Annotated in this window: 22 protein-coding genes; 14 read left to right on the forward strand and 8 right to left on the reverse strand. The window is 56.3% G+C overall.

What is annotated here, in order from left to right; all coding sequences use genetic code 11:
- Nucleotides 1–65: 65 nt before the first annotated feature.
- The 9 genes from pilW (at nt 66) to PU624_RS08855 (ending at nt 10,915) form a co-directional block, all read left to right on the forward strand.
- The gene (gene pilW / locus PU624_RS08815; protein ID WP_283547315.1) at nt 66–800 is read left to right on the forward strand and encodes a type IV pilus biogenesis/stability protein PilW; all 735 of its coding nucleotides are present in this window, start codon (nt 66–68) and stop codon (nt 798–800) included.
- Nucleotides 790–1,806 (forward strand): cytoskeleton protein RodZ, encoded by a 1,017-nt coding sequence (gene rodZ / locus PU624_RS08820; RefSeq protein ID WP_283547316.1) that lies wholly within the window; start codon nt 790–792, stop codon nt 1,804–1,806. The genes pilW and rodZ overlap by 11 nt, the downstream gene beginning before the upstream one ends.
- Before the next feature lie 40 nt (nt 1,807–1,846).
- Nucleotides 1,847–2,968, forward strand: a complete 1,122-nt coding sequence (ispG, locus tag PU624_RS08825) for a flavodoxin-dependent (E)-4-hydroxy-3-methylbut-2-enyl-diphosphate synthase (RefSeq protein ID WP_090958667.1) — start codon at nt 1,847–1,849, stop codon at nt 2,966–2,968.
- A gap of 105 nt (nt 2,969–3,073) precedes the next feature.
- Nucleotides 3,074–4,348: a histidine--tRNA ligase gene (hisS, locus tag PU624_RS08830; protein WP_003848694.1), complete on the forward strand. Its 1,275-nt coding sequence runs from the start codon at nt 3,074–3,076 to the stop codon at nt 4,346–4,348.
- A 39-nt stretch (nt 4,349–4,387) separates the two neighbouring features.
- Nucleotides 4,388–5,005 (forward strand): YfgM family protein, encoded by a 618-nt coding sequence (locus tag PU624_RS08835; RefSeq protein ID WP_136196758.1) that lies wholly within the window; start codon nt 4,388–4,390, stop codon nt 5,003–5,005.
- A 19-nt stretch (nt 5,006–5,024) separates the two neighbouring features.
- On the forward strand, nt 5,025–6,206 hold the full coding sequence (gene bamB / locus PU624_RS08840) for an outer membrane protein assembly factor BamB (RefSeq protein ID WP_283547317.1): 1,182 nt from the start codon (nt 5,025–5,027) through the stop codon (nt 6,204–6,206).
- 174 nt (nt 6,207–6,380) lie between these two features.
- On the forward strand, nt 6,381–7,871 hold the full coding sequence (gene der / locus PU624_RS08845; RefSeq protein WP_283547318.1) for a ribosome biogenesis GTPase Der: 1,491 nt from the start codon (nt 6,381–6,383) through the stop codon (nt 7,869–7,871).
- Between the two features lie 68 nt (nt 7,872–7,939).
- A complete protein-coding gene (locus PU624_RS08850; protein WP_283547319.1) occupies nt 7,940–8,161 on the forward strand; it encodes a zinc ribbon domain-containing protein in 222 nt (73 codons plus the stop codon).
- A 312-nt stretch (nt 8,162–8,473) separates the two neighbouring features.
- Nucleotides 8,474–10,915: a glucose/quinate/shikimate family membrane-bound PQQ-dependent dehydrogenase gene (locus PU624_RS08855; RefSeq protein WP_283547320.1), complete on the forward strand. Its 2,442-nt coding sequence runs from the start codon at nt 8,474–8,476 to the stop codon at nt 10,913–10,915.
- Between the two features lie 46 nt (nt 10,916–10,961).
- On the opposite strand, the gene PU624_RS08860 is transcribed toward PU624_RS08855, so the two are convergent.
- The 3 genes from PU624_RS08860 to xseA form a co-directional block, all read right to left on the reverse strand.
- The gene (locus tag PU624_RS08860; RefSeq protein WP_283547321.1) at nt 10,962–11,294 is read right to left on the reverse strand and encodes a protealysin inhibitor emfourin; all 333 of its coding nucleotides are present in this window, start codon (nt 11,292–11,294) and stop codon (nt 10,962–10,964) included.
- Nucleotides 11,291–12,304: a M4 family metallopeptidase gene (locus tag PU624_RS08865; RefSeq protein ID WP_283547322.1), complete on the reverse strand. Its 1,014-nt coding sequence runs from the start codon at nt 12,302–12,304 to the stop codon at nt 11,291–11,293. Before PU624_RS08865 ends, PU624_RS08860 begins: the two co-directional genes overlap by 4 nt.
- A 117-nt stretch (nt 12,305–12,421) precedes the next feature.
- A complete protein-coding gene (xseA, locus tag PU624_RS08870; RefSeq protein WP_283547959.1) occupies nt 12,422–13,795 on the reverse strand; it encodes an exodeoxyribonuclease VII large subunit in 1,374 nt (457 codons plus the stop codon).
- A 168-nt stretch (nt 13,796–13,963) separates the two neighbouring features.
- Here xseA and guaB point away from each other — a divergent pair, with 168 nt between their 5' ends.
- The 3 genes from guaB (at nt 13,964) to PU624_RS08885 (ending at nt 18,141) form a co-directional block, all read left to right on the forward strand.
- Nucleotides 13,964–15,430: an IMP dehydrogenase gene (guaB, locus tag PU624_RS08875; RefSeq protein WP_161734332.1), complete on the forward strand. Its 1,467-nt coding sequence runs from the start codon at nt 13,964–13,966 to the stop codon at nt 15,428–15,430.
- A gap of 68 nt (nt 15,431–15,498) precedes the next feature.
- On the forward strand, nt 15,499–17,079 hold the full coding sequence (gene guaA, locus PU624_RS08880; RefSeq protein WP_090958702.1) for a glutamine-hydrolyzing GMP synthase: 1,581 nt from the start codon (nt 15,499–15,501) through the stop codon (nt 17,077–17,079).
- Between the two features lie 288 nt (nt 17,080–17,367).
- A complete protein-coding gene (locus PU624_RS08885; protein ID WP_283547323.1) occupies nt 17,368–18,141 on the forward strand; it encodes a DUF3750 domain-containing protein in 774 nt (257 codons plus the stop codon).
- A 32-nt stretch (nt 18,142–18,173) separates the two neighbouring features.
- Here PU624_RS08885 and PU624_RS08890 read toward each other — a convergent pair whose 3' ends face one another.
- Complete coding sequence (locus PU624_RS08890) at nt 18,174–18,353, reverse strand: GDFGVC terminal motif YodC-like protein (RefSeq protein ID WP_022624131.1); 180 nt, start codon at nt 18,351–18,353, stop codon at nt 18,174–18,176.
- Between the two features lie 176 nt (nt 18,354–18,529).
- On the opposite strand from PU624_RS08890, the gene PU624_RS08895 reads away from it, so the two are divergent.
- Nucleotides 18,530–18,775, forward strand: coding sequence for a hypothetical protein (locus tag PU624_RS08895; RefSeq protein WP_283547324.1), 246 nt, complete (start codon nt 18,530–18,532; stop codon nt 18,773–18,775).
- A gap of 20 nt (nt 18,776–18,795) precedes the next feature.
- Nucleotides 18,796–19,293 (forward strand): helix-turn-helix transcriptional regulator, encoded by a 498-nt coding sequence (locus PU624_RS08900; RefSeq protein WP_283547325.1) that lies wholly within the window; start codon nt 18,796–18,798, stop codon nt 19,291–19,293.
- Here PU624_RS08900 and mgtE read toward each other — a convergent pair whose 3' ends face one another.
- The 4 genes from mgtE to ppx form a co-directional block, all read right to left on the reverse strand.
- Entirely contained in the window at nt 19,294–20,727 is a 1,434-nt protein-coding gene (gene mgtE, locus PU624_RS08905) for a magnesium transporter (RefSeq protein WP_283547326.1), read from the reverse strand.
- Nucleotides 20,728–20,848: 121 nt separating this feature from the next.
- Nucleotides 20,849–21,034, reverse strand: coding sequence for a YfgG family protein (locus PU624_RS08910; protein WP_283547327.1), 186 nt, complete (start codon nt 21,032–21,034; stop codon nt 20,849–20,851).
- Between the two features lie 101 nt (nt 21,035–21,135).
- Complete coding sequence (gene tehB / locus PU624_RS08915; protein ID WP_283547328.1) at nt 21,136–21,750, reverse strand: tellurite resistance methyltransferase TehB; 615 nt, start codon at nt 21,748–21,750, stop codon at nt 21,136–21,138.
- 41 nt (nt 21,751–21,791) lie between these two features.
- Nucleotides 21,792–23,318: an exopolyphosphatase gene (ppx, locus tag PU624_RS08920; protein WP_283547329.1), complete on the reverse strand. Its 1,527-nt coding sequence runs from the start codon at nt 23,316–23,318 to the stop codon at nt 21,792–21,794.
- Between the last annotated feature and the right edge of the window lie 2 nt (nt 23,319–23,320).

The following is a 23,320-nucleotide window of genomic DNA, read 5'->3' on the forward strand; positions in this document are numbered from 1 at the left end:
CGTTTCCTGATGTGATGACGCGTGGCAGGCTGCAGCCAGTCAACGTCAACCGGATGGAAACGATAATGCGTAACGGAATACCTGCCTTTTTACTGGCGCTGTTTGTTGTAAGCGGTTGTGTCAGCCAGCCACGCGAACCTGGGGCAGAAGAGGTGCGTCTGCAGTTAGGGATGCACTATCTGGCGGGGGGTGACTATGCCGCAGCTGAGCGAAACTTTCTGCGGGCACAGGCCGCCGCGCCAGACGATTACCGGGTCTCGCTTGCGCTGGCACGACTGGCGCAGAAGCAGGGCAATCAGACAGCCGCGCAGGCACGGTTTATACTGGCACAGCAGCAGGCCCCGGATAATGGTTTTGTTGCTAACAATTACGGTGCGTTTCTCTGCGCTTTAAGGCAGTATGACGAAGCGCATCAACAGTTTAGTCTGGCAGGCGCAGCACAGCAGTTTGATGCACGCAATGACGCGCTTGAACTGGCAGGATTTTGTTATCTGCAGGCTGGCGATGTGGCTGCTGCTGGCAGAACGTTACGTCAGGCCATTGAGGCTGACAGGCGCAAAGCTGACTCGCTGCTGTCGGAAGCTGAAAAGCAGATGGCAGATAACCATCTGGCGAAGGCGCAGGTTTTGCTCGACGTTTACCAGCAACAGCTGCCCGAAACGGCACGAAGTCTGGCGTTACACTTACGTTTCGCCGCGCTACAGGGAAATGCCGCTGACGTTTCACGTTATGGCGACCGGTTAGCGCGACGTTTTCCGCAATCGATACAGTACCAGCGTTATTTAGCTAATGAATACTGAAGCCACTCAAGAAAACTCTGCATTACAATCAACAGGTGAACGCCTGCGTCTGGCCCGTGAGCAGATGGGGCTGACGCAGCAGAACGTCGCTGAACGCCTGTGCCTGAAACTCTCAACCGTGCGTGATATCGAGGAAGATAAATCGCCCGCCGATTTAGCGACCACGTTCCTGCGCGGATATATTCGCTCTTACGCGCGTCTGGTGCACATTCCTGAAGAGGAACTGCTGCCGATGATGGCGAAACAGACACCGATTCGTTCTTCGAAGATCGAGCCGATGCAAAGTTTCTCTCTGGGCAAACGCCGCAAGAAACGCGACGGCTGGTTGATGATTTTCACCTGGCTGGTGGTGTTTGTGGTGGTGGGGCTGACCGGCGCCTGGTGGTGGCAGAATCATAAAGCGTCGCAGGATGATCTGGTGCCGATGACCGATCAGAGCAGCAGCGGCGGTGATAACGGACAGTCGATTCCGCTGGGTGAATCCAGCGGTGACAGCGCGGCACCTGCCGCGCCTGACGAAAGCACCACCCCGGCCAGCGGTAATAACGCGGCCAGCGCGCCAGCGAGTGCGGCTCCGGCCGCCAGCGCCAGCAATAACGCGACCACGGCGCAGCCGGATTCCACCAGCAATGCCGTGGTGTCGCCGAGCCAGGCGCCCGTGGACAACTCAGCGGCTGCACCTGCAGCCACAAATTCCAGTACCAGCACGGCACCTCAGATGCCAGTGGGAGCCGCCGCGGTCAGTGAACCGGCGGCTGACCCTAACGCAGTGGTCATGACCTTCAACGCCGACTGCTGGCTGGAAGTGAGTGACGCGACCGGCAAAAAACTGTTCAGCGGCATCCAGCGCAGTGGTGGTAAACTCAGCCTCGCAGGAACGCCTCCGTATCGTCTGAAAATTGGCGCGCCTTCCGCTGTTCAGGTGCAATATCAGAATCAGCCCGTTGATTTAAGTCGTTTTATCCGTAATAACCAGGTTGCTCGCCTGACATTGGGTGCGCAATAACAGCGTATCGTGTACCGGGCAATTGTGGAGAAGAAATAATATGCATAACGAAGCACCCATTATCCGCCGTAAATCCAAACGTATTTACGTCGGCAAGGTGCCGGTCGGTGACGGCGCGCCAATCGCTGTTCAGTCGATGACCAACACCCGCACCACTGACGTGGAAGCGACGGTAAATCAGATCAGAGCCCTTGAGCGCGTCGGTGTCGACATCGTGCGTATCTCAGTGCCTACCATGGATGCCGCAGAAGCATTCAGACTGATCAAACAGCAGGTGAACGTACCGCTGGTTGCAGATATTCATTTTGACTACCGCATCGCCCTGAAAGTCGCCGAGTATGGCGTCGACTGCCTGCGCATCAACCCCGGTAATATCGGGAACAATGAGCGCATCCGCATGGTGGTTGACTGCGCACGCGACAACAATATTCCCATTCGAATTGGCGTGAACGCCGGTTCGCTGGAAAAAGATCTGCAGGAAAAGTATGGCGAGCCAACGCCGCAGGCGTTGCTGGAATCTGCCATGCGCCATGTCGATCATCTCGACCGTCTTAACTTCGATCAATTCAAAGTCAGCGTAAAAGCCTCCGACGTCTTCCTCGCCGTTGAATCTTATCGCCTGCTGGCGAAACAGATCGAACAGCCTCTGCATCTCGGCATCACCGAAGCGGGTGGCGCGCGCGCAGGCGCAGTAAAATCAGCGATTGGACTGGGTCTGCTGCTGTCAGAAGGGATCGGCGATACGCTGCGTATCTCGCTGGCGGCCGATCCGGTTGAAGAAGTTAAAGTCGGTTTCGATATCCTGAAATCACTTCGCATTCGCTCTCGTGGCATTAACTTCATCGCCTGTCCGACCTGTTCACGTCAGGAGTTTGACGTTATCGGTACGGTCAACGCGCTGGAGCAGCGTCTGGAAGACCTGATCACCCCGATGGATGTCTCCATTATCGGCTGTGTGGTCAACGGACCGGGTGAAGCGACCCTCTCTACGCTGGGCGTAACCGGCGGCAGCAAGAAGAGTGGTTTCTACGAGGATGGTGTGCGTCAGCGCGATCGTCTCGACAACAATGACATGATCGATCAGCTGGAAGCGCGCATTCGTGCTAAAGCGTCGATGCTGGATGCCAGCCGCCGTATTGATGTGCAGCATCTGGAAAAATAATGGCGTGCGCGGTCTGCGCGCGTGACTTTTTTGACTGAACCTGTGCGGTTTCATCCTCATAAGGTATGATGCCGGACAGGTTTTTTTGCATTAAGAGATTTTAACGTGGCGAAGAATATTCAGGCGATTCGCGGGATGAACGACTACCTGCCTGCCGATACTGCCCTCTGGCAACGGATTGAAGGCGTTCTCAAGCAGACGCTGGCGAGCTACGGTTACAGCGAAATTCGCTTACCGCTGGTAGAGCAAACCCCACTGTTTAAACGCGCCATCGGTGAAGTCACCGACGTGGTTGAAAAAGAGATGTATACCTTCGATGACCGCAACGGTGAAAGCCTGACGCTGCGTCCGGAAGGCACGGCAGGCTGCGTGCGCGCCGGTATCGAACACGGTTTACTCTACAACCAGGAACAGCGCCTGTGGTACATGGGACCGATGTTCCGCTATGAGCGTCCGCAGAAAGGCCGCTATCGTCAGTTCTATCAGATTGGCGTGGAAGTGTTTGGTCTGCAGGGACCGGACATCGATGCTGAACTGATCATGCTGAATGCCCGCTGGTGGAAAGCCCTGGGTATCTCTGAACACGTTCGTCTGGAACTCAACTCTATCGGTTCGCTGGAAGCACGTGCTCACTACCGTGACGCGCTGGTTGCCTTCCTTGAGCAGCACAAAGAGGTGCTGGATGAGGATTGCAAACGCCGTATGTACAGCAACCCGATGCGCGTTCTCGACAGTAAAAATCCCGATGTTCAGCAGCTGCTGAATGATGCGCCACAGCTTGGCGACTATCTGGATGACGAATCACGCGAACATTTCAGCGGCCTGTGTGCCCTGCTGGATGATGCCGGAATCAGCTACACCGTCAATCAGCGTCTGGTGCGCGGTCTGGATTACTACAATCGCACCGTGATTGAGTGGGTCACCGATAGCCTGGGTTCACAGGGCACGGTATGCGGCGGCGGTCGCTACGATGGCCTGGTTGAGCAGCTCGGTGGTCGTGCAACTCCAGCCGTTGGCTTTGCCATGGGTATGGAGCGTCTGGTACTGCTGGTTCAGGCGGTTAATCCTGAATTTGAACCGACGAGCAATGTGGATGTCTATGTTATCGCTTCAGGTCAGGGCGTGCAGTCTGCTGCGATGCAGCTGGCTGAGAAATTGCGTGACGAAGCACCAGAACTGAGGCTGATGACCAACTTTGGCGGCGGCAACTTCAAGAAGCAATTTGCCCGTGCTGACAAATGGGGCGCGCGTGTTGCCCTGGTGTTAGGCGAGGATGAAGTCAAAGCCGGTCAGGTCGTGATTAAAGATCTGCGCCGTGGCGAGCAGCAAACGCTGGATCAGGCAGAGGCTGCTGCTGTATTGCGTACGCTGTTACAGTAAGCGTGACACAGCACCAACCATAGAAAGGAGAGGGATTGCGTGGAAGTGTATAGCAATGAGAACGAGCAGACCGACGCGCTGCGCAACTTTTTTGCCAACAATGGCAAAGCGTTAGCCATTGGCGTAGTGATCGGCATTGCTGCGCTGGGTGGCTGGCGTTACTGGAGCAGTCATCAGGACGATACGGCGAAGTCAGTTTCTGCGCAGTATCAGCAACTGACCAGCGCCATGCAGGCGGGTAAACCGGAGACGCTGGAAGCGGTAAACCGTTTTGCCAGTGAAAACAGCAATACCTACGGTGCGCTGGCGGCGATGGATCTGGCGAAGCAGTATGTTGATGCTGGCCAGCTCGATAAGGCGGCGACGCTGCTGCAAAACGGACTGAAAGATACCAAAGATGCCAATCTGCAGGCGGTGATTAACCTGCGTCTGGCACGCATTCAACTGCAACAGAATCAAGCGGATGCGGCGCTTAAAACCCTTGACGGTGTGAAGGGTGATGGCTGGACAGCCATTGTGGCCGATATTCGCGGCGAAGCGCTGCTGACCAAAGGCGACAAGCAGGGCGCGCGCGATGCCTGGAGTAAAGGGGTTGAATCTGACGCCTCTCCGGCATTGAAGCAAATGATGCAGATGAAGATGAATAACTTAAGCTAAGCCAGTCAAGAGAGAGCGCATGGAATTACGTAAATACCTGCTGCCGGGACTGATTTCAGTCACTTTGCTCAGCGGTTGTTCGCTGTTTAGCGGCGAAGAAGATGTAGTAAAAATGGCCCCGTTGCCGAAGGTGGAAAATCAGTTCACGCCACAGAAAGTGTGGAACACCTCGGTAGGCGATGGCGTCGGTGATTTCTACTCAAATCTGCATCCTGCCTGGCAGGATAATACGGTTTACGCTGCCGACCGCTTTGGTATCGTCAAAGCGCTGGATGCCGCAGACGGTAAAGAAAAATGGAAAGTCGATCTCTCCGAGAAAACCGGCTTCTTCTCGAAAAACATCTCAGCCCTGTTATCAGGCGGCCTGACGGCGGATGGCGATCGCATTTATGTTGGCAGCGAACGCGGCCAGGTTTATGCCCTGAACAGCAGTGATGGTAGCCTGGCCTGGCAGACGAAAGTCGCCGGTGAAGCGCTGTCCCGTCCGGTAGTCAGTGATGGTCTGGTGCTGATTCATACCAGCAACGGCATGTTGCAGGGCCTGGATCAGAGCAGCGGTGCGGTGAAGTGGAGCGTCAACCTGGATATGCCAGCGTTGTCACTGCGCGGTGAATCTGCGCCGGCTGTCGCCTTTGGCGGCGCCATTGTCGGCGGCGACAACGGCCGTGTCAGTGCCGTGGTGATGAACCAGGGACAGCTGATCTGGCAGCAGCGTATTTCTCAGGTCAGCGGTGCGACTGAGATCGATCGTCTTAACGATGTCGATACCACACCGGTTATCGTTAACGGCGTCGTCTATGCCCTGGCTTACAACGGCAATCTGTCTGCGCTGGACCTGCGTTCAGGTCAGATTTTGTGGAAACGCGAAATCGGCGGTGTGAAAGATCTGATTGTTGATGCGGGTCGTATCTATCTGGTCGATCAGGACGATCGTGTGATTGCGCTGAACGCTGACGGTGGTGTTGCCATCTGGCGTCAGAGCGATCTGCTGCATCGCAACCTGACGTCACCGGTGCTCTACAACGGCTATCTGGTTGTCGGCGACAGCGAAGGCTATCTGCACTGGATGAACACCACTGATGGTCGTTTTGTCGCGCAGCAGGAACTGGATAGCTCAGGCTTCCAGACCGAGCCGGTGGTTGCCAGCGATAAGCTGCTGATCCAGTCGAAAGATGGTGAGGTTTATGCGATTACCCGTTAACGGGTAAACGTCTGGCAGGTGAAATCCTCCGTTCCGACGGCTCCTGATTTAATCAGGGGCCGTTTCGTTTTTAGTCAGGCATGGTATTCTTTGCGCCTTAAGCCTGAACTTAACGGCCAGAGCCGTTATAATCACGCCATTCGGGCGATTAATTATTTATTGAGGCATTTTGTTATGGTACCTGTGGTCGCGCTGGTTGGGCGTCCCAATGTGGGAAAATCTACGCTATTCAACCGTTTAACACGCACACGTGATGCGCTGGTAGCGGATTTTCCTGGACTGACTCGCGATCGCAAATATGGTCGCGCCGAAGTGGAAGGGCGCGAATTTATTGTTATTGATACCGGTGGTATCGACGGCACCGAAGAGGGTGTTGAAACGCGGATGGCCGAGCAGTCACTGCTGGCGATTGAAGAAGCCGATGTTGTGCTGTTTATGGTCGATGCACGTGCGGGCCTGATGGCCGCCGATCTGCAAATCGCTAAGCATCTCCGTTCCCGTCAGAAAGCGACCTTCCTGGTGGCGAACAAAACTGACGGCATGGATCCGGATCAGGCGGTGGTCGACTTCTATTCACTGGGCCTGGGCGAGATCCACGCCATCGCGGCATCGCATGGTCGTGGTGTGAGCAGTCTGATCGAAGAGGCACTGCTGCCGTGGATGGACAAAGTTGAGTCGGTCGAGCTGACTGAAGAAGAAGAGAACCAGGCGTACTGGGCTGCGCTTGAAGCTGATGAGATTGCTGAGCAGGAAGCCGCAGAGGAAGAAGAGAACTTCGACCCGACGGGCCTGCCGATCAAACTGGCGATCGTTGGCCGTCCTAACGTAGGTAAGTCAACGCTTACCAACCGCATCCTCGGTGAAGACCGCGTAGTGGTCTACGATATGCCGGGCACCACCCGTGACAGTATTTACATTCCGATGGAACGTGATGGACGTGAATACGTTCTGATCGACACTGCCGGTGTGCGTAAGCGTGCCAAAATCTCTGACACCGTCGAGAAATTCTCGGTGATCAAGACGCTGCAGGCGATTGAAGATGCCAACGTGGTGATGCTGGTGATTGATGCCCACGCCGGCATTTCCGATCAGGATCTTTCGCTGCTTGGCTTCATTCTCAACAGTGGTCGTTCGCTGGTGATTGTGGTCAACAAGTGGGATGGCCTGTCGCAGGAAGTGCGTGATGAAGTGAAAGAGACGCTGGACTACCGTCTGGGCTTTATCGACTTCGCCCGCATCCACTTTATCTCTGCACTGCACGGCAGCGGCGTCGGTAACCTGTTTGAATCGATCACTGAAGCCTATGACTGTTCGACGAAGCGCGTAAACACCTCGCTGCTGACCCGCATCATGAACATGGCAGCAGACGATCACCAGCCACCGCTGGTGCGCAGTCGTCGCGTTAAGCTTAAATACGCGCATGCTGGTGGTTATAACCCACCTATCGTGGTGATCCACGGTAATCAGGTTAAGGATCTGCCCGATTCTTACAAACGCTACCTGATGAACTATTTCCGTAAATCACTCAACGTGATGGGAACGCCAATCCGCATTCAGTTCAAAGAGGGTGATAACCCTTATGAAGGCAAACGTAACCTGCTGACACCCACGCAGCAGCGTAAACGTAAGCGTCTGCTGGCGCATATGAAAAAGAATAAGCGTTAAGAAAATGAGGGCCATCCGGCCCTCTTTTTTTTGCTCTGAATTCAGCAGGGCAGGGCAGGGAGAAAATAATGAGTGTGATGTGTGAAAAATGTCAGCATCCGCTGTCGCTCAGCGACGGTGAATTGAACTGCAGTGCCTGTGGTGCGCACTATCCCGCGCAACCCTGCTGTCCCGCGTGTCGCCAGCCGCTGGAAGTGCTGAAAGCCTGCGGCGCAGTGGACTATTTTTGCCGTAACGGACATGGGCTGATTTCCCGCAGGCGCGTACTTTTCCAGCCGCCAGGTCACTGACGCCGCTTTCAGCTACGCTTAATCTGTCTGAGAATCCATAGCGACGCCCGGCCCTTTTTGTAGCAAAAATGCTATTGAGCCGTAACAAACCGGTTGGATATGTTCACTCTGTAACGTACCAGGTGGTACAATCCTGCCGCGTCGTGGGAGGGGTCTGCCACATCTGTGCTCTTCCGGCCCACAGATTCTCACGGACGCGGGTCTGTTTATATTCGATTTGAAACCGAGCGATGCTCTGCGCGCACCTGTTAACGCGCCGGAGTCCGGACAGCACCTGTCCGGACGCTCTGTTTATTCAGGAGAGTAAGTGTTATGGCTGAAACATCCTCCCGTTCCGGAAAGGGGCTGGGAATAGCATCCGTGCTGCTCGGACTGGTGCTGCTTGCCACCGGTCTGTTTTTTGCAATTGGCGGCGGTAAACTGGTTGCCCTGGGCGGCAGCGCGTACTTTTTAATTGCGGGTATCGTGACTGTCCTCTCCGCCATTCAGTTCTTCCGTCGCAAATCATCGGCAGTGGTTCTGTTCCTGCTGGTCTTTATCGGCACCCTGATCTGGTCGCTGTTCGACGCGGGTCTGGAGTTCTGGCCGCTGGTATCGCGCCTGATGGTGCCAGCCGGACTGATGGTGCTGGCCTTCCTGATCTGGCCTTCACTGCGTAAGCACGAAGGTAAGCACTCACTGGCAAAACCGTCCTACGTCTTCTCTGCGCTGCTGGCGGCAGGCATGGTGGTCACCATGGTGCAGATGTTTCAGCCACATCCTACCGTTGCAGCCACAGGCGAAGAGCTGCCACTGATTCCGGTTGATAAAGCGAAACAGCAGAAAGACTGGGATAACTACGGTAACACGCCGCAGGGCAGCCGCTTTGTGGCGCTGGATCAGATCACCCGCGACAACGTGAAAGATCTGCAGGTCGCCTGGACCTTCCGCACCGGTGATACGCCTGTCAGCCCGACCGGTAACGGCGCAGAAGATCAGCAGACGCCGTTGCAGATTGGCAACACACTTTATCTCTGTACGCCGCACAACAACGTCATTGCCGTTGAAGCCAACACGGGTAAGCAGATCTGGAAACGTGAAATCAACGCCCAGGCTGAAGTCTGGCCGCGCTGCCGTGGTCTGGCTTACTTTGACGCCACCAAACCTGTGCAACAGCCGGACAAGCCGGGTTCAGTCCCGGTGACGGCGGCTGTGCTGCCAGCCGGTGACAGCTGTCAGCGCCGTATTCTGATGAACACCATCGACGCGCGTCTGATTGCGATCAACGCCGACAACGGTGAGTTCTGTGAAGACTTTGGCGATCACGGCATTGTTGATCTTAAAGCCGGTATGGGTAAGGCACCGGATCCGCAATATCAGCTGACTTCTGCGCCAACGCTGGCCGGCACCACCGTCGTAGTGGGTGGTCGTGTCGCGGATAACGTGCAGACCGATATGCCTGGCGGCGTGTTGCGTGGCTTTGACGTTATCACCGGCAAAATGCGCTGGGCGTTTGACCCAGGCAATGTTGACCCGAATGCGATTCTGATGCCGGGTAAAGATTACACCCGCAGTACGCCGAACTCCTGGGCACCGATGTCCTACGACCCGTCAATGAACACCGTGTTCATTCCGATGGGCAGTTCGTCAGTGGACCTGTGGGGCGCGAACCGTACCGAACTGGATCACAAATATGGTGCTTCAGTGCTGGCGCTGGATGCTACGACCGGTAAAGAGAAGTGGGTCTATCAGACCGTGCATAACGATCTGTGGGACTTTGACCTGCCGATGCAGCCAAGCCTGATCGACTTCCCGCAAAAAGATGGCAGCACCACGCCAGCGGTCGTGATTGGCGGCAAAACCGGTATGATCTTCGTGCTTGACCGTATGACCGGCAAGCCGCTGACTAAAGTCGAAGAACTGCCGATGCCGCAGGGTCATATCCCGAACGAGCAGTACACCAAAACGCAGCCACACTCGACCGGTATGCCGCAGATTGGCAACCAGACGCTGAAAGAGTCTGACATGTGGGGTGCAACGCCGTTTGATCAGCTGGCCTGCCGCATTGGCTTTAAATCAATGCGCTATAACGGTCTGTTCACCGTGCCGGATACCGATAAGTCTCTGAGCTTCCCGGGTTCACTGGGCGGTATGAACTGGGGCAGCATGTCGATCGATCCGAACAACCACCTGTTGTTCGTCAATGACATGCGTCTGGGCCTGTGGGTTCAGATGATCCCGGCGGATACCGATAAAACGGCGCGTGGCAGTAATGGCGGCGAAGCGATAAACACCGGTATGGGTGCGGTTCCGCTGAAAGGCACGCCATATGCGGTGAATAAAAACCGCTTTATGTCACCACTGGGCATCCCTTGTCAGAAGCCACCGTTTGGTACGCTGTCGGCGATTGACATGAAAACGCAGAAAATCGTCTGGCAGGTGCCGGTCGGTACTGTGCAGGACACCGGTCCGTTCGGCATCAAGATGCGCATGAAAATGCCAATTGGTATGCCAACGCTGGGCGGTACGCTGGCAACGCAGGGTGGCCTGGTGTTCATCGCCGGAACACAGGATTACTACCTGCGCGCCTTTGACTCTTCAACCGGTAAAGAGGTGTGGAAAGCACGTCTGCCGGTGGGCAGTCAGGGCGGCCCGATGAGCTACGTCTCACCGAAAGATGGTAAGCAGTACATCCTGATTTCGGCAGGTGGCGCACGTCAGTCACCGGACCGTGGTGATTACGTGATTGCTTACGCGCTGCCCGACAGCAAGTAACCACGCTTAAGGAAAAGGGCCGACATTGTCGGCCCTTTTTTTTTGCTTATTTCCCGTCGCGCCACAGCGCCTGCAACTCTGGTGGCGCCACCTGTTCCGGAATCAGCAGCACAATCGTGCCCACCTCGCGGCGGGTAGCATACTGAATCTGGATGCGGAAATAGCGCTGGTCGCCACTGCCCACCTGCGCGGCCTTCTCCTCGGGTTCACCCAGCGGCATCGCCTGCTCCAGCGCATGACAGACGCGCTGCTTTTCAGGAGGCGGCAGCTCGCCCAGCATAAAGCGACGTTCGGCGCGCAGCCCCGGAATAAAGGCCATGCCGCCTTCACGCGCGACGATGATGGTGGCATCATCGGTGAGTTCGGGCAGTTCACTCATAGCACGCCAACCTCCTTCCACGCCTGTTCAATGGCACTGCTGACCGAGTCGTTGAACCGCTTTTTACCATGCTGAACGGTGAAGCGGGCAAAGGTTTTAAAGTCCGCATTCTGCGGGAGTTCGTCGTCACACACGGTGTCGTACCAGGCATATCCCGCCTGTTCCCACGCATGACCGCCCAGCGCGGTAGCCGCCAGATAAAAGGCTCGGTTAGGAATGCCGGAGTTAATATGAACCCCGCCGTTATCTTCCCGGGTCTTCACGTAGTGATCCATGTGTGCCGGCTGCGGATCTTTGCCCAGCATTGGATCATCGTAGGCGGTGCCGGGTTCACACATCGATCGCAGACCACGCCCGTTAATCCCCTTCGCCAGCAGGCCTTCACCGATGAGCCAGTCAGCCTCATCGGCGCGCTGTTTTTTGCTGAACTGTTTGACCAGCGAGCCAAAAACGTCCGACAGCGACTCATTCAGCGCACCAGCCTGTTCAAAGTAGATCAGCCCGGCTTCATTTTCTGTGACGCCATGCGCCAGTTCGTGCGCCACAACGTCAATCGCAATGGTGAAGCGGTTAAAGATTTCGCCGTCGCCGTCTCCAAATACCATCTGTTGACCGTTCCAGAAGGCATTCTGGTATTTCTCGCCGTAATGCACGGTACCCAGTAATTTCAGCCCCTGATTATCCAGTGAGTTTCGCTGATAAGCCTGCCAGAAGAAATCATAGGTCACGCCCAGATAATCCCAGGCTTCCTCAGCCGCCACATCATCATTACCGGGCTGGCCCTCCTGGCGAATCAGCTTACCCGGCAGAGTTTCCTGACTTTGCGCATCATAAATTTCACGATCCACATGACCGCCTGCCGCCGTTTTGACGCCGGTCGGCTTTTGCCAGTGCTCCGCCATCAGGTGCTGAACGTGTGTCAGGGTGCGACGCGCCTGCTCCTGCTGGTGGCCGGAACCGTGCGCGATGATTTTGCGAAGGATGTAGGGAGGAATAACGCAGTAAGCCATCTGAAACTCCTTGGCACTATGAATGTGTCAAAAAGTATAGACCCGCCAGGCTGGTTAGACCTCATTCATGAGGCCAGCGGTGAGTGGAAAAGTGTGAGCAGAAGGGCAGAGCCAGCGTCAGGAAGCGGTCTTGCGGCGGCGCTTTTTCTCAGGCAACAACTGTGTCACCTGGCTTTCAACCCAGCCGTCATCAAGGCGGGTGCGCAGCAGATCGCCGCTCTGAAGCTGTGCGGTTTTCTTCACCACCTGTCCGGCGGTGTCAGTGGTCACGCTAAAACCACGCGCCAGCGTCGCCAGCGGGCTGACGCCTTCCAGCTGTGCCACCAACTGACCAAACGTCTGTTTACTGCTGCTGAGCTGTTTCGTCATGCTCTGCTGCAGGCGATAGTGCCAGCTTTGCAGCTGCTTTTGCGCCTCAAACAGGCGCTGCTGCGGCTGCTGAGTGTTAAGCCGGTGCGACAGGCGATCCTGCTGACGTGTGGCCTGACGCAGGCGGGTTTCCATCGCTTCACCCAGACGCTGCTGCAGACGGAACAGCGCGGTCTGCTGACGGGCCAGACGCAGCTGTGGATGCTGCTGCTGCAGACGATGCTCAAGACGGGTGTAAAGCCGCTGCTGGCGCGCCAGGTAATAATCCATCGCCATCTCCAGCCGCTGCTGCTGTGACTGCAACTGACGCAGCAGCTCAAGCTGGTTACGGCTGACAATTTCAGCCGCGGCGGAAGGGGTGGGTGCGCGTAAATCGGCGACGAAGTCAGCAATGGTGACGTCGGTTTCATGCCCGACCGCGCTGACGATGGGAATGCGGCTGGCAAAAATAGCGCGCGCCACACGTTCGTCGTTAAAGCTCCATAAATCTTCCAGCGAGCCACCGCCGCGCCCGACGATTAAGACGTCGCACTCGTTGCGCAGGTTAGCCATTTCAATCGCGCGGACGATAGCCGCTGGCGCATCGACGCCCTGAACCACGGTCGGATAAATCACGACGGGCAGGGAGGGATCGCGGCGATGCAGCACGCGTAACACATCGTGCAGCGCCGCGCCGGTGGAGGAGGTGATGACCCCGACCTGACGCGCCGGTTCCGGCAGCGGTTGCTTATGCTGCGGATCGAACAGTCCTTCGGTCGCCAGCTTTGCCTTCAGCAGTTCAAACTGCTGCTGCAGCAAGCCTTCACCCGCCGGATGCATACTTTCGGCAATCAGCTGATAGTCACCGCGGGGTTCATAGAGCGTGATATTGGCGCGAACCAGCACCTGCTGACCATGCTGCGGTCGGAAAGTGACGCGCCGGTTGCTGTTGCGGAACATGGCGCAGCGAACCTGAGCGCCATCATCTTTCAGCGTGAAGTACCAGTGACCGGAAGCCGGTTGGGTGAAGTTGGAGATCTCGGCGCTGATCCAGACCAGGCCCATCTCTTTCTCCAGCAGCTGACGCACTGTCGTATTGAGACGGCTGACGGTAAAAATATTGGCGATGGGTGGCAGCGACATGTGACGAAGATCAAATTCCAAATCAGCAGGTTAATTCATCGATACTACATTGCTGCCGGTGTGGATCAAGAGTTTTTCGTAAATAATGCTGGAGGCAATCGATTACGGCCTGTATAATGCCGCGGCAATATTTTATCTATTCTCAATCACCCGAGGTGGAGTATTGCCATGTTAAGAATCGCTAAAGAAGCACTCACTTTTGACGACGTTCTGCTCGTCCCTGCACACTCCACCGTCCTGCCTAATACGGCCGATCTCAGCACTCAGCTGACCAAAAATATCCGTTTAAATATTCCTATGCTCTCCGCTGCCATGGACACCGTGACCGAAGCGGGCCTGGCGATTGCGCTGGCACAGGAAGGCGGCCTTGGCTTCATCCATAAAAACATGTCGATTGAACGCCAGGCGGACGAAGTGCGCAAGGTGAAGAAACATGAAAGCGGCGTGGTCACTGAACCCCAGACCGTCCTGCCAACCACGCCACTGGCTGACGTTAAAGTGCTGACCGAGCGCAACGGCTTTGCAGGCTACCCGGTCGTCAACCGCGACAACGAACTGGTGGGTATCATCACCGGTCGTGACGTCCGCTTTGTCACCGACCTTTCTCAGCCTGTCTCTGCGGTCATGACCCCGAAAGATCGTCTGGTGACGGTGAAAGAGGGCGAAGCCCGTGATGTCGTGCTGCACAAAATGCACGAAAAGCGTGTTGAAAAAGCGCTGGTGGTGGATGACAGCTTCCATCTGCTGGGCATGATTACCGTTAAAGACTTCCAGAAAGCCGAACGTAAACCTAACGCCTGTAAAGATGCGCAGGGTCGTCTGCGTGTTGGTGCCGCGGTTGGTGCCGGTGCCGGTAACGAAGAGCGTATTGATGCGCTGGTCGCTGCGGGCGTTGACGTGCTGCTGATTGACTCTTCACACGGCCACTCTGAAGGCGTGCTGTCACGCATCCGTGAAACCCGCGCTAAATATCCGGACCTGGAAATTGTTGGCGGTAACGTGGCTACTGGTGCAGGCGCTCTGGCGCTGGTCGCGGCAGGCGTCAGCGCTGTTAAAGTGGGTATCGGTCCTGGCTCTATCTGTACGACCCGTATCGTGACCGGCGTGGGCGTTCCGCAGATCACGGCTGTCTCTGATGCCGTGACCGCGCTGGAAGGCACCGGTATTCCTGTTATCGCCGATGGCGGTATCCGCTTCTCTGGTGACATCGCGAAAGCGATCGCCGCCGGTGCGTCCTGTGTGATGGTGGGTTCAATGCTGGCGGGGACCGAAGAGTCACCGGGCGAGATCGAACTCTATCAGGGCCGTTCATTCAAATCCTATCGCGGTATGGGTTCACTGGGCGCGATGTCCAAAGGCTCTTCTGACCGTTACTTCCAGACCGATAACGCCGCTGACAAACTGGTGCCGGAAGGGATCGAAGGTCGCGTGGCCTATAAAGGCCGTCTGAAAGAGATCGTGCATCAGCAGATGGGCGGCCTGCGTTCGTGCATGGGCCTGACCGGTTGCCCGACTATTGACGACCTGCGCACCAAAGCGGAATTTGTCCGCATCAGCGGCGCGGGCATCAATGAGAGCCACGTGCATGACGTGACCATCACCAAAGAGTCACCGAACTACCGCATGGGTTCATAATCCCGATTTCCCGCCCGGCTCAAGCCGGGCGCTTTTATTGATCAAGTCACCGTTCTGGAAACCCCTCAATGACGACGGAAAATATCCATAAGCATCGCATTCTGATTCTCGATTTCGGCTCACAATATACTCAGCTGGTTGCACGCCGCGTGCGCGAACTGGGCGTTTACTGTGAACTCTGGGCATGGGATGTCACCGAAGAGCAGATTCGCCAGTTCAATCCAAGCGGCATCATCCTTTCCGGTGGCCCGGAAAGCACCACCGAACTGAACAGCCCGCGTGCCCCTGAATATGTCTTCAACGCTGGCGTGCCGGTGCTGGGCGTCTGCTACGGAATGCAGACCATGGCGATGCAGCTGGGCGGCACCGTTGCGGGCTCAAACGAGCGTGAGTTCGGTTATGCGCAGGTCGAAGTCACCACGCCAAGCGCGCTGGTTCGCGATATCGAAGATGCGATCAGCGCCGCCGGTAAACCTCTGCTGGATGTCTGGATGAGCCACGGTGACAAAGTCACGGCGATCCCGGCTGACTTCGTGACCGTTGCCAGCACAGAAACCTGTCCGTTCGCCATCATGGCCAACGAAGAGAAGCGTTTTTACGGCGTGCAGTTCCATCCGGAAGTGACCCATACCCGTCAGGGTCTGCGGATGCTCGAGCGCTTCATCATCGACATCTGTGAATGTGAAGCCCTGTGGACGCCAGCCAAAATCATTGAAGATGCCGTTGAGCGCCTGCGTGAGCAGGTGGGTAACGACAAGGTGATCCTTGGCCTGTCTGGTGGCGTGGACTCCTCTGTGACCGCAATGCTGCTGCATCGCGCCATCGGCGACCGTCTGACCTGCGTCTTCGTGGACAACGGCCTGCTGCGTCTGAACGAAGCAGAGCAGGTGATGGATATGTTTGGTGACCACTTCGGTCTCAACATCATCCATGTACCGGCTGAGATGCGCTTCCTGGATGCGCTGGCGGGTATTGATGAACCTGAAGCCAAACGTAAAACCATCGGCCGCGTCTTTGTGGAAGTGTTCGACGAAGAAGCACTGAAGCTGCAGGACGTTAAGTGGCTGGCGCAGGGCACCATCTATCCGGACGTGATTGAATCGGCGGCGTCTGCCACCGGTAAAGCACACGTCATTAAGTCGCACCACAACGTGGGTGGCCTGCCGAAAGAGATGAAGATGGGCCTGGTTGAGCCGCTGAAAGAGCTGTTCAAAGACGAAGTACGTAAGATTGGTCTGGAGCTGGGCCTGCCGTACGATATGCTGTTCCGCCATCCATTCCCGGGTCCGGGTCTGGGCGTGCGTGTGTTGGGCGAAGTGAAGAAAGAGTATTGCGACCTGCTGCGTCGTGCCGATGCCATCTTCATCGAAGAGCTGCACAAAGCGGATCTCTACAACAAAGTCAGCCAGGCGTTCACCGTCTTCCTGCCGGTTCGTTCGGTCGGCGTAATGGGTGATGGCCGTAAATATGACTGGGTTGTCTCGCTGCGTGCGGTGGAAACCATCGACTTTATGACCGCACACTGGGCGCACCTGCCATATGATTTCCTGGGCCGCGTCTCTAACCGCATCATCAATGAAGTCGATGGCATTTCCCGCGTGGTGTATGACATCAGCGGTAAGCCACCGGCGACGATTGAGTGGGAATAAACCGGCCTCAGCCGGTTAATCTCTGACTCTGAAGCCCGCCTCCCGGCGGGCTTTTTTATTACTTCAACCTCTCGCAGCTTCACCGTTTTAACCTTTCACCACATCCGCTGACGCGGCTGGCGGTTTTCTGTTCACATTGCCGGGAATTACGCTATCCTCCATGCAGTAAAAGCCTGCACTTCACTTCAGCTGTGTCCTGCTTTCACCGATCTATCCCAACGCCGCCGCTTACTGAAACCGCCTTCTTCTCAGGCGTTTCGTGATTCTTACGTCATCAGGAATGTAGTCATGCTCTCACTCAAAGTGTTCAGCCTGTTTTTTGTGGCCGTGCTGCTGCTGTCGCTGGGGGCCAGCATCGCGCAGGCGACGCGTCACAGCGAAACCGCACAGCCTGGCGGCTGGGCGACCGCCCGGCGTGATTCGTCCGGGTTAGCGCCCGATCCGCGCGCCTTATATAACCTGGCTATCGTGCAGGTCTATGCCGCGCCGACTTACGGCTGGAAAGGGCGAGTAGCGGTGCATCCGTGGATTATCTTCAAACGTGCCGGTGAAACACGCTACACGCGCTATGAAGTGATCAGCTGGGGCAGTGGCGATAAAGTTCGTCGCAACACTAACCTGCCGGATGGCTACTGGTATGGCGCAAAACCCCGGCTGCTGGTGGAGCATCGCGGACCGGAAGCCGAAGCGATGATTCCGCAGATAGAGGCCGCCATTAAATCCTATCCCTGGCCGACAACTTACCGCGCCTGGCCCGGACCGAACAGCAACACCTTCCTGGCGCACATTGGCCGCGAAGTGCCGGCTTTAAGGCTGGATCTGCCCGCTAATGCGCTGGGCAAAGATTACCGGCCATTGTGGCGCCCAATCGGGCTGCCGCCATCCGGACGGGGTGTGCAGGTGTCGATTCTGGGTGTGGCGGGCGTAACGCTGGGTGCAGAAGAGGGCGTGGAAGTGAACCTGCTGGGTCTGAACATGGGACTCGATTTTTCGCCGTTCCGGCTGCGTCTGCCGTTTATCGGCGGCCTGGGCAATGACAATCTTCAGCAGGACAAGCCCTGATCGATTGGCCCCGCAAGCGGGGCCGTTTCACTTCAGCACACGCCAAAGTCACCCTCTTCGTGATAGAGGTTGACGCTCTCTGCCTTCACTTCGATCTCTTTCTTCGCCGCATCATCAACGCGTGCGCACCACAGGGTGTCGCCTTCGACGCGCAGCACCTGCATTTTAGGGCCGCCGGTTTTCGACTGAACAAAATCCTCTGCTTTAAACATATTGCCTCCATTAATTATCGTTACTGCTGCCGATCGTTTTTTGCGTGACGTTTTCCAGTTTATACCCTGACTGTTTTACTGCGAGAAAAAGTCTCCGCATGCTGAACCATATTAAGAAATATTCATTGAGTTGTCAGTTGACAACTCATTCATTCGGCGTCAGCATAGGGGCACATATGGCAAGGAAGCGGCATCCCAGTAAAGAGATAGAGATGGCGTTACGTTACGCCGAATCCCACGGCTGGCTGGTGGTTACCGGAGGCCATCACGCCTGGGGCAAAATGTACTGCCCGAAAAATCTGTTGATGTGCCGATGCGGGGAGTTTTGTCTGACCTGCATCTGGAGCACACCGAAAAATGCACATCAGCATGCCCGTGCCCTGCGGCGCGTGGTTGATAACTGTCACTATCTGAAGTCCTGATGCAGTACAAGGAGAGGCATATGGAATATTCTTTTACACTGCGGTTCAGCCTGCCAGAAGGGCATGCGCCGGTTGATGAGATGCTGGAAACGCTGGCAGCAGCAGGCTGTGATGATGCTTTGATTGGCATGGGGATGCCGGGGCGCATTGCACTGGAATTTACCCGGGAGGCTGACTCTGCAACGAATGTCCTGATGCAGGCGGAACAGGATGTGCTGCGCGCGATACCGGGTGCCACGCTGGTGGAAGCGGCACCCGATTTTGTGGGATTGACGGATGTAGCGGAGATCATCGGCATGACGCGTCAGAATATGCGTAAGCTAATGCTCAGCCACCGCCCGCCGTTTCCGCTGCCGGTACATGACGGTAAAACCGCTATCTGGCACTTAGCGGATGTGCTGGAGTGGCTGAGCCAGCGTGGCAACTATACGCTGCCTGCGGCGACCCGTGAGCTGGCTCAGGTAACGCGGCAACGCAATCTTAACGGGTCGCTGCAACGTTACGGCCTGCATGCCTGATCAGTGTGGCAGCAGGAAGATCGTCGCCAGTCCCAGGAAGATAAAGAAGCCGCCGGTATCGGTCAGTGCGGTGATCAGGACGCTGGAGCCGACGGCCGGATCGCGCTTCATTTTGGTCATGACCAGCGGCACCAGCACGCCCATCAGCGCGGCCAGCAGCAGGTTCAGCGCCATCGCCAGCATCATGACCCCGCCCAGCGCCATATTGTCATACATGAGCCAGGTAATGCCGCCCATGATGCCTCCCCAGAACAGGCCGTTTATCAGCGCCACGCCAAGTTCACGGACAATCAGAAACGAGAAGTTACCCGGTTCAACCTGATGTAAGGCCAGCGCCCGCACAATCATGGTGATGGTCTGATTGCCGGTATTACCGCCGATACCCGCGACGATCGGCATCAGGGTCGCGAGGGCCACGATTTGCGAAATGGTTCCCTCAAACAGACCGATAACCCGCGAGGCGACAAAGGCGGTGCAGAGATTTATCGCCAGCCAGGCCCAGCGTTTACGCACCGATTTACGCACCGGCGCGAAGACATCCTCTTCCTGACTGATACCGCCCATTTTACGAATGTTACTTTCGTTTTCGGCATTCACCAGGTCGATAATGTCTTCAATGGTCACACGGCCAATCAGTTTGCCCTTCGCGTCGGTGACGGCGGCAGAGATGAGGTTATAACGCTCAAAGGCGCTGGCGGCGTCTTCGGCCTTATCGTTGAGCTGGAAGGTAGTAGGACGCGCGTTCATGACGTCGCTGACCAGCGTTTTGGGTTTGTTAAGCAGGATATCCGTCAGCAGCAGCTCGCCCAGCAGCTGATTCTCTTTATTGGTGATAAACAGCTTATCGGTACCGCCCGGCATGCTTTTGCGCTTGCGCAGAAAACGCTGCACCGTCGCCAGGGTGACATCGTCGCGCACCGTCAGGATATTAAAATCCATCACCCGGCCCACGCGGTCACGGTCGAGCTGCACCATATCGAGCATGCGGGCGCGCAGGGCTGGTTCTACGGTCGCCAGCAGGCGTCCGGTCAGGTCACGCGGCAGATAACGCGCCAGCCAGACCTGGTCGTCAATATCCAGCGGCTGAATAGCACGCAGGATATCGCGGTCGCTCATCTCTTCGGTGAGGCTGGCCCAGACCGTTTCAGAGGCTTCAACCAGCACATGGCCGCGCCGCTCGTTCGGTACCAGTCGCCACAGCGCCTGACGTTCTTCTTCGGGCAGGGCTTCGAGAATATCCGCGAGGTCAGCGGCATGCAGTTGCAGAATGTCCTGTTCCAGCGCATCACGCTGGGCCGCATTTTCACGTTGCTGTTCAGGATTGAGATCGCCGGATTTCTCCAGCAGAGCATCAACCAGATCGTGCTCGTTGAGCAGCAGCGTCAGAATGCGATGACGTATTTCACTTAAACGTTGAGATTGAGAAGCAGACACATTGGATCCCTTAGTCTGAAAGCACCAGCACGAAGTGTAGCGTTTCGCCTGAAAAAGGGATGCAAAAAAGAGTCCAGTTATCTGGATATCATTTACGTTTCAGGCGAAAAGTCAGTATTCGTTAACGCGTATCACCTGATGTAACGGTGACCGGTCCAGGAATAGCTTTCTGTTGCTGATGATGCTCGAAGGCAGCAGGCAGGATAAAAATCAGGCGACTAAAGAGAATGATAAAACTAATCAGCAGCACAATGCGGGTCATGGTGCCGGTTTTTTGACGTCTTCGGGGAGAAATAGCGCTGTTCACGCGGGGTGGTTCCTGTAATGAGCCCATCTTGGGCGACTGCAATATTTAGTCACAGTCCCCAGATGAAATCAATCGCTGTTGAAAAAAACAGCAGATAAAGATCAGTAACTCGCTTTTTGCGCCAGCAGCGTAGCAAAGCGGCAGGTAATGCGATTGCCATTTTCATCTTTACGATGCAGCTGACCAGGATGCTCGTTGTACTTCACGATGTGCCAGTTGCGGTAGTAGTGACTTAATTCGCCTGACCTGAAAGCAAAAGAAAAATCAGCCGGGCAGGGCATATCGTCCGTGTTCATCGCTGCCACAATCAGGTTAAAACCATCCCTGACCGTACAGGCCTGCATGTCGGCAATCAGCTGCGGGATGGTCTGCGGCTGCAGAAACATCATTACCACGGTCGACAGCACAAAGTTAAAGCCGCCATTGAAGCGCGTGTTGTTCAGGTCGCGCTGCTCGGTGTGAATCCCGCTGAGATTTTCCTGCGCAATAATGTCCTGCAGGCGCGCCAGGCTTTGCGGATTATGATCCCACGCCGTGACGTCAAAACCGTGCTGATTCAGAAACAGCGTATTGCGTCCCACGCCACAGCCAAGGTCAAGCGCCTTGCCGACGTTGAGCTGGGGCAGAGCCGCAACCACTTCGGAGTGGGGCGGCGTTAAACCATAGGTTTCGGCAAAATAGTTTTCGCCTGAAAGTGGTGCGGTTGGTTGTGTCATATTCATCATTTCAGTTAAACGGGCGCCAGGCGCCCGTATTGTCAGACTTCCTCTTCGAGGATCAGTTTCCATCCCGTGACGTCGTCCCAGTAAACCTGCTCGCGTTCAAGATCGAGCTGAACCAGGTTGTTCTGCGCAAAGTAGCCCGCCGGGAAAATCAGCGTCCAGTGGCCGTCATCGCATTTCAGGGTTAATGCATCCGGACGCGTGGTAGCCTGGCGCTGATTATTCAGCAGGGTACCCAGGCGCAGCAGGAAAATCAGCGGCACAAACTGCTTTTTCTTGAACAGCGTGACCCGTGGCAACTCATCCAGCTTCACCGCTTTACGATGGAATCTGACCAGCGCCGCCAGCAGCATCTGCTGATCCTGATTGAAGCCCGGCAGGTTGGTATTTTGCAGAATGTAGGCGGAATGGCGCTGCAGACCGCTGTGATTGATGGTCAGGCCCACTTCGTGCAGCATCGCCGCCCATTTCAGCAGTGCCGCCAGCTGCGGATTCGCGAGTTTTGGGTTCTGCTCGCTCCACTGCAGATAGAGCTGCTCGGTGGTTTCCAGCACGCGTCGCGCCTGATCGCTGTCGATGGCGTAATGGTTCGCCAGACTTTGCGCCGTACGGCTGCGAATATCCTGATGACGGAAACGGCCCTCCATCTCATAGAGCACGCCTTCACGCAGCGCACCGTCGGAAAGACGCAGCTCGCGAATCGCCAGCGCATCAAAGACGCCGCAGAGAATCGCCAGTCCTGGCACAAACACGCCTTTGCGCTCTTCTGACAGGCCCGGCAGGCTCAGGGCAGAGAAGGATTTGTGTTTCATCACTTCGTCATAGAGCTTTTCGAGACGCTCAGGGGTAATCAGCTTTTCTTTCTCATCCATCGCCTGCAGCACTTCGCAGGCGGCTTTGATGGTACCGGAGGCGCCCAGCGCATACTGCCAGCCATGCAGACGATATTGCCACGCCAGCGTCTCCAGCTTCTGCGCAGCCGCTAAACGGGCGCGACGGAAGTTTTCACGGCTGATTTCGCCTTTCGGGAAATAGAGCTGGGCGAAACTGACGCAACCCATGCGCCGGCTCTCGACCAGTTGCGGTTCAAAATCCTCACCAATCACCAGTTCGGTAGAGCCGCCGCCGATGTCGATCACCAGCTTGCGACCTTTCTCCGGCTGCGTGTGTTCAACGCCCATGAAGATCAGACGGGCCTCTTCATGGCCCGAAATCACCTCGATCGGGTAGGGGATCACCTCGGCAGCGCGCTGCAGGAAAGTTTCGGCGTTAATCGCCTCGCGCAGCGTATGGGTGCCGACAATCGTCACGTTGCTGGGACTGAACCCCTGGAGACGCTCGGCGAACAGGGCCAGACAGGCTAAGCCCCGCTCCATCGCTTCTTCGCTGAGGTTATGTTGAGCATCCAGCCCGTCAGCCAGATGGACGCGCTGCTTAAGGCGGCCCAGTACCTGCATCGCACCATCGACAACCCGCGCAATCACCATATGGAAACTGTTCGAGCCCAGGTCAATCGCCGCAAACTCCTGGGGTTTTGGCGTACTTTTATGAGAAATTGGCATAG

Origin of the sequence: Pantoea sp. Lij88 (genome assembly GCF_030062155.1) — a bacterium.
GTDB lineage: Bacteria > Pseudomonadota > Gammaproteobacteria > Enterobacterales > Enterobacteriaceae > Pantoea.

Bases quoted from the DNA above. Each gene is read 5' to 3' on its own strand.
- pilW (WP_283547315.1), top strand. From the start codon at position 66: ATGCGTAACGGAATACCTGCCTTTTTACTGGCGCTGTTTGTTGTAAGC.
- rodZ (WP_283547316.1), top strand. From the start codon at position 790: ATGAATACTGAAGCCACTCAAGAAAACTCTGCATTACAATCAACAGGT.
- ispG (WP_090958667.1), top strand. From the start codon at position 1,847: ATGCATAACGAAGCACCCATTATCCGCCGTAAATCCAAACGTATTTAC.
- bamB (WP_283547317.1), top strand. From the start codon at position 5,025: ATGGAATTACGTAAATACCTGCTGCCGGGACTGATTTCAGTCACTTTG.
- der (WP_283547318.1), top strand. From the start codon at position 6,381: ATGGTACCTGTGGTCGCGCTGGTTGGGCGTCCCAATGTGGGAAAATCT.
- PU624_RS08850 (WP_283547319.1), top strand. From the start codon at position 7,940: ATGAGTGTGATGTGTGAAAAATGTCAGCATCCGCTGTCGCTCAGCGAC.
- PU624_RS08855 (WP_283547320.1), top strand. From the start codon at position 8,474: ATGGCTGAAACATCCTCCCGTTCCGGAAAGGGGCTGGGAATAGCATCC.
- PU624_RS08860 (WP_283547321.1), bottom strand. From the start codon at position 11,294: ATGAGTGAACTGCCCGAACTCACCGATGATGCCACCATCATCGTCGCG.
- PU624_RS08865 (WP_283547322.1), bottom strand. From the start codon at position 12,304: ATGGCTTACTGCGTTATTCCTCCCTACATCCTTCGCAAAATCATCGCG.
- xseA (WP_283547959.1), bottom strand. From the start codon at position 13,795: ATGTCGCTGCCACCCATCGCCAATATTTTTACCGTCAGCCGTCTCAAT.
- guaB (WP_161734332.1), top strand. From the start codon at position 13,964: ATGTTAAGAATCGCTAAAGAAGCACTCACTTTTGACGACGTTCTGCTC.
- guaA (WP_090958702.1), top strand. From the start codon at position 15,499: ATGACGACGGAAAATATCCATAAGCATCGCATTCTGATTCTCGATTTC.
- PU624_RS08885 (WP_283547323.1), top strand. From the start codon at position 17,368: ATGCTCTCACTCAAAGTGTTCAGCCTGTTTTTTGTGGCCGTGCTGCTG.
- PU624_RS08890 (WP_022624131.1), bottom strand. From the start codon at position 18,353: ATGTTTAAAGCAGAGGATTTTGTTCAGTCGAAAACCGGCGGCCCTAAA.
- PU624_RS08895 (WP_283547324.1), top strand. From the start codon at position 18,530: ATGGCAAGGAAGCGGCATCCCAGTAAAGAGATAGAGATGGCGTTACGT.
- PU624_RS08900 (WP_283547325.1), top strand. From the start codon at position 18,796: ATGGAATATTCTTTTACACTGCGGTTCAGCCTGCCAGAAGGGCATGCG.
- tehB (WP_283547328.1), bottom strand. From the start codon at position 21,750: ATGACACAACCAACCGCACCACTTTCAGGCGAAAACTATTTTGCCGAA.
- ppx (WP_283547329.1), bottom strand. From the start codon at position 23,318: ATGCCAATTTCTCATAAAAGTACGCCAAAACCCCAGGAGTTTGCGGCG.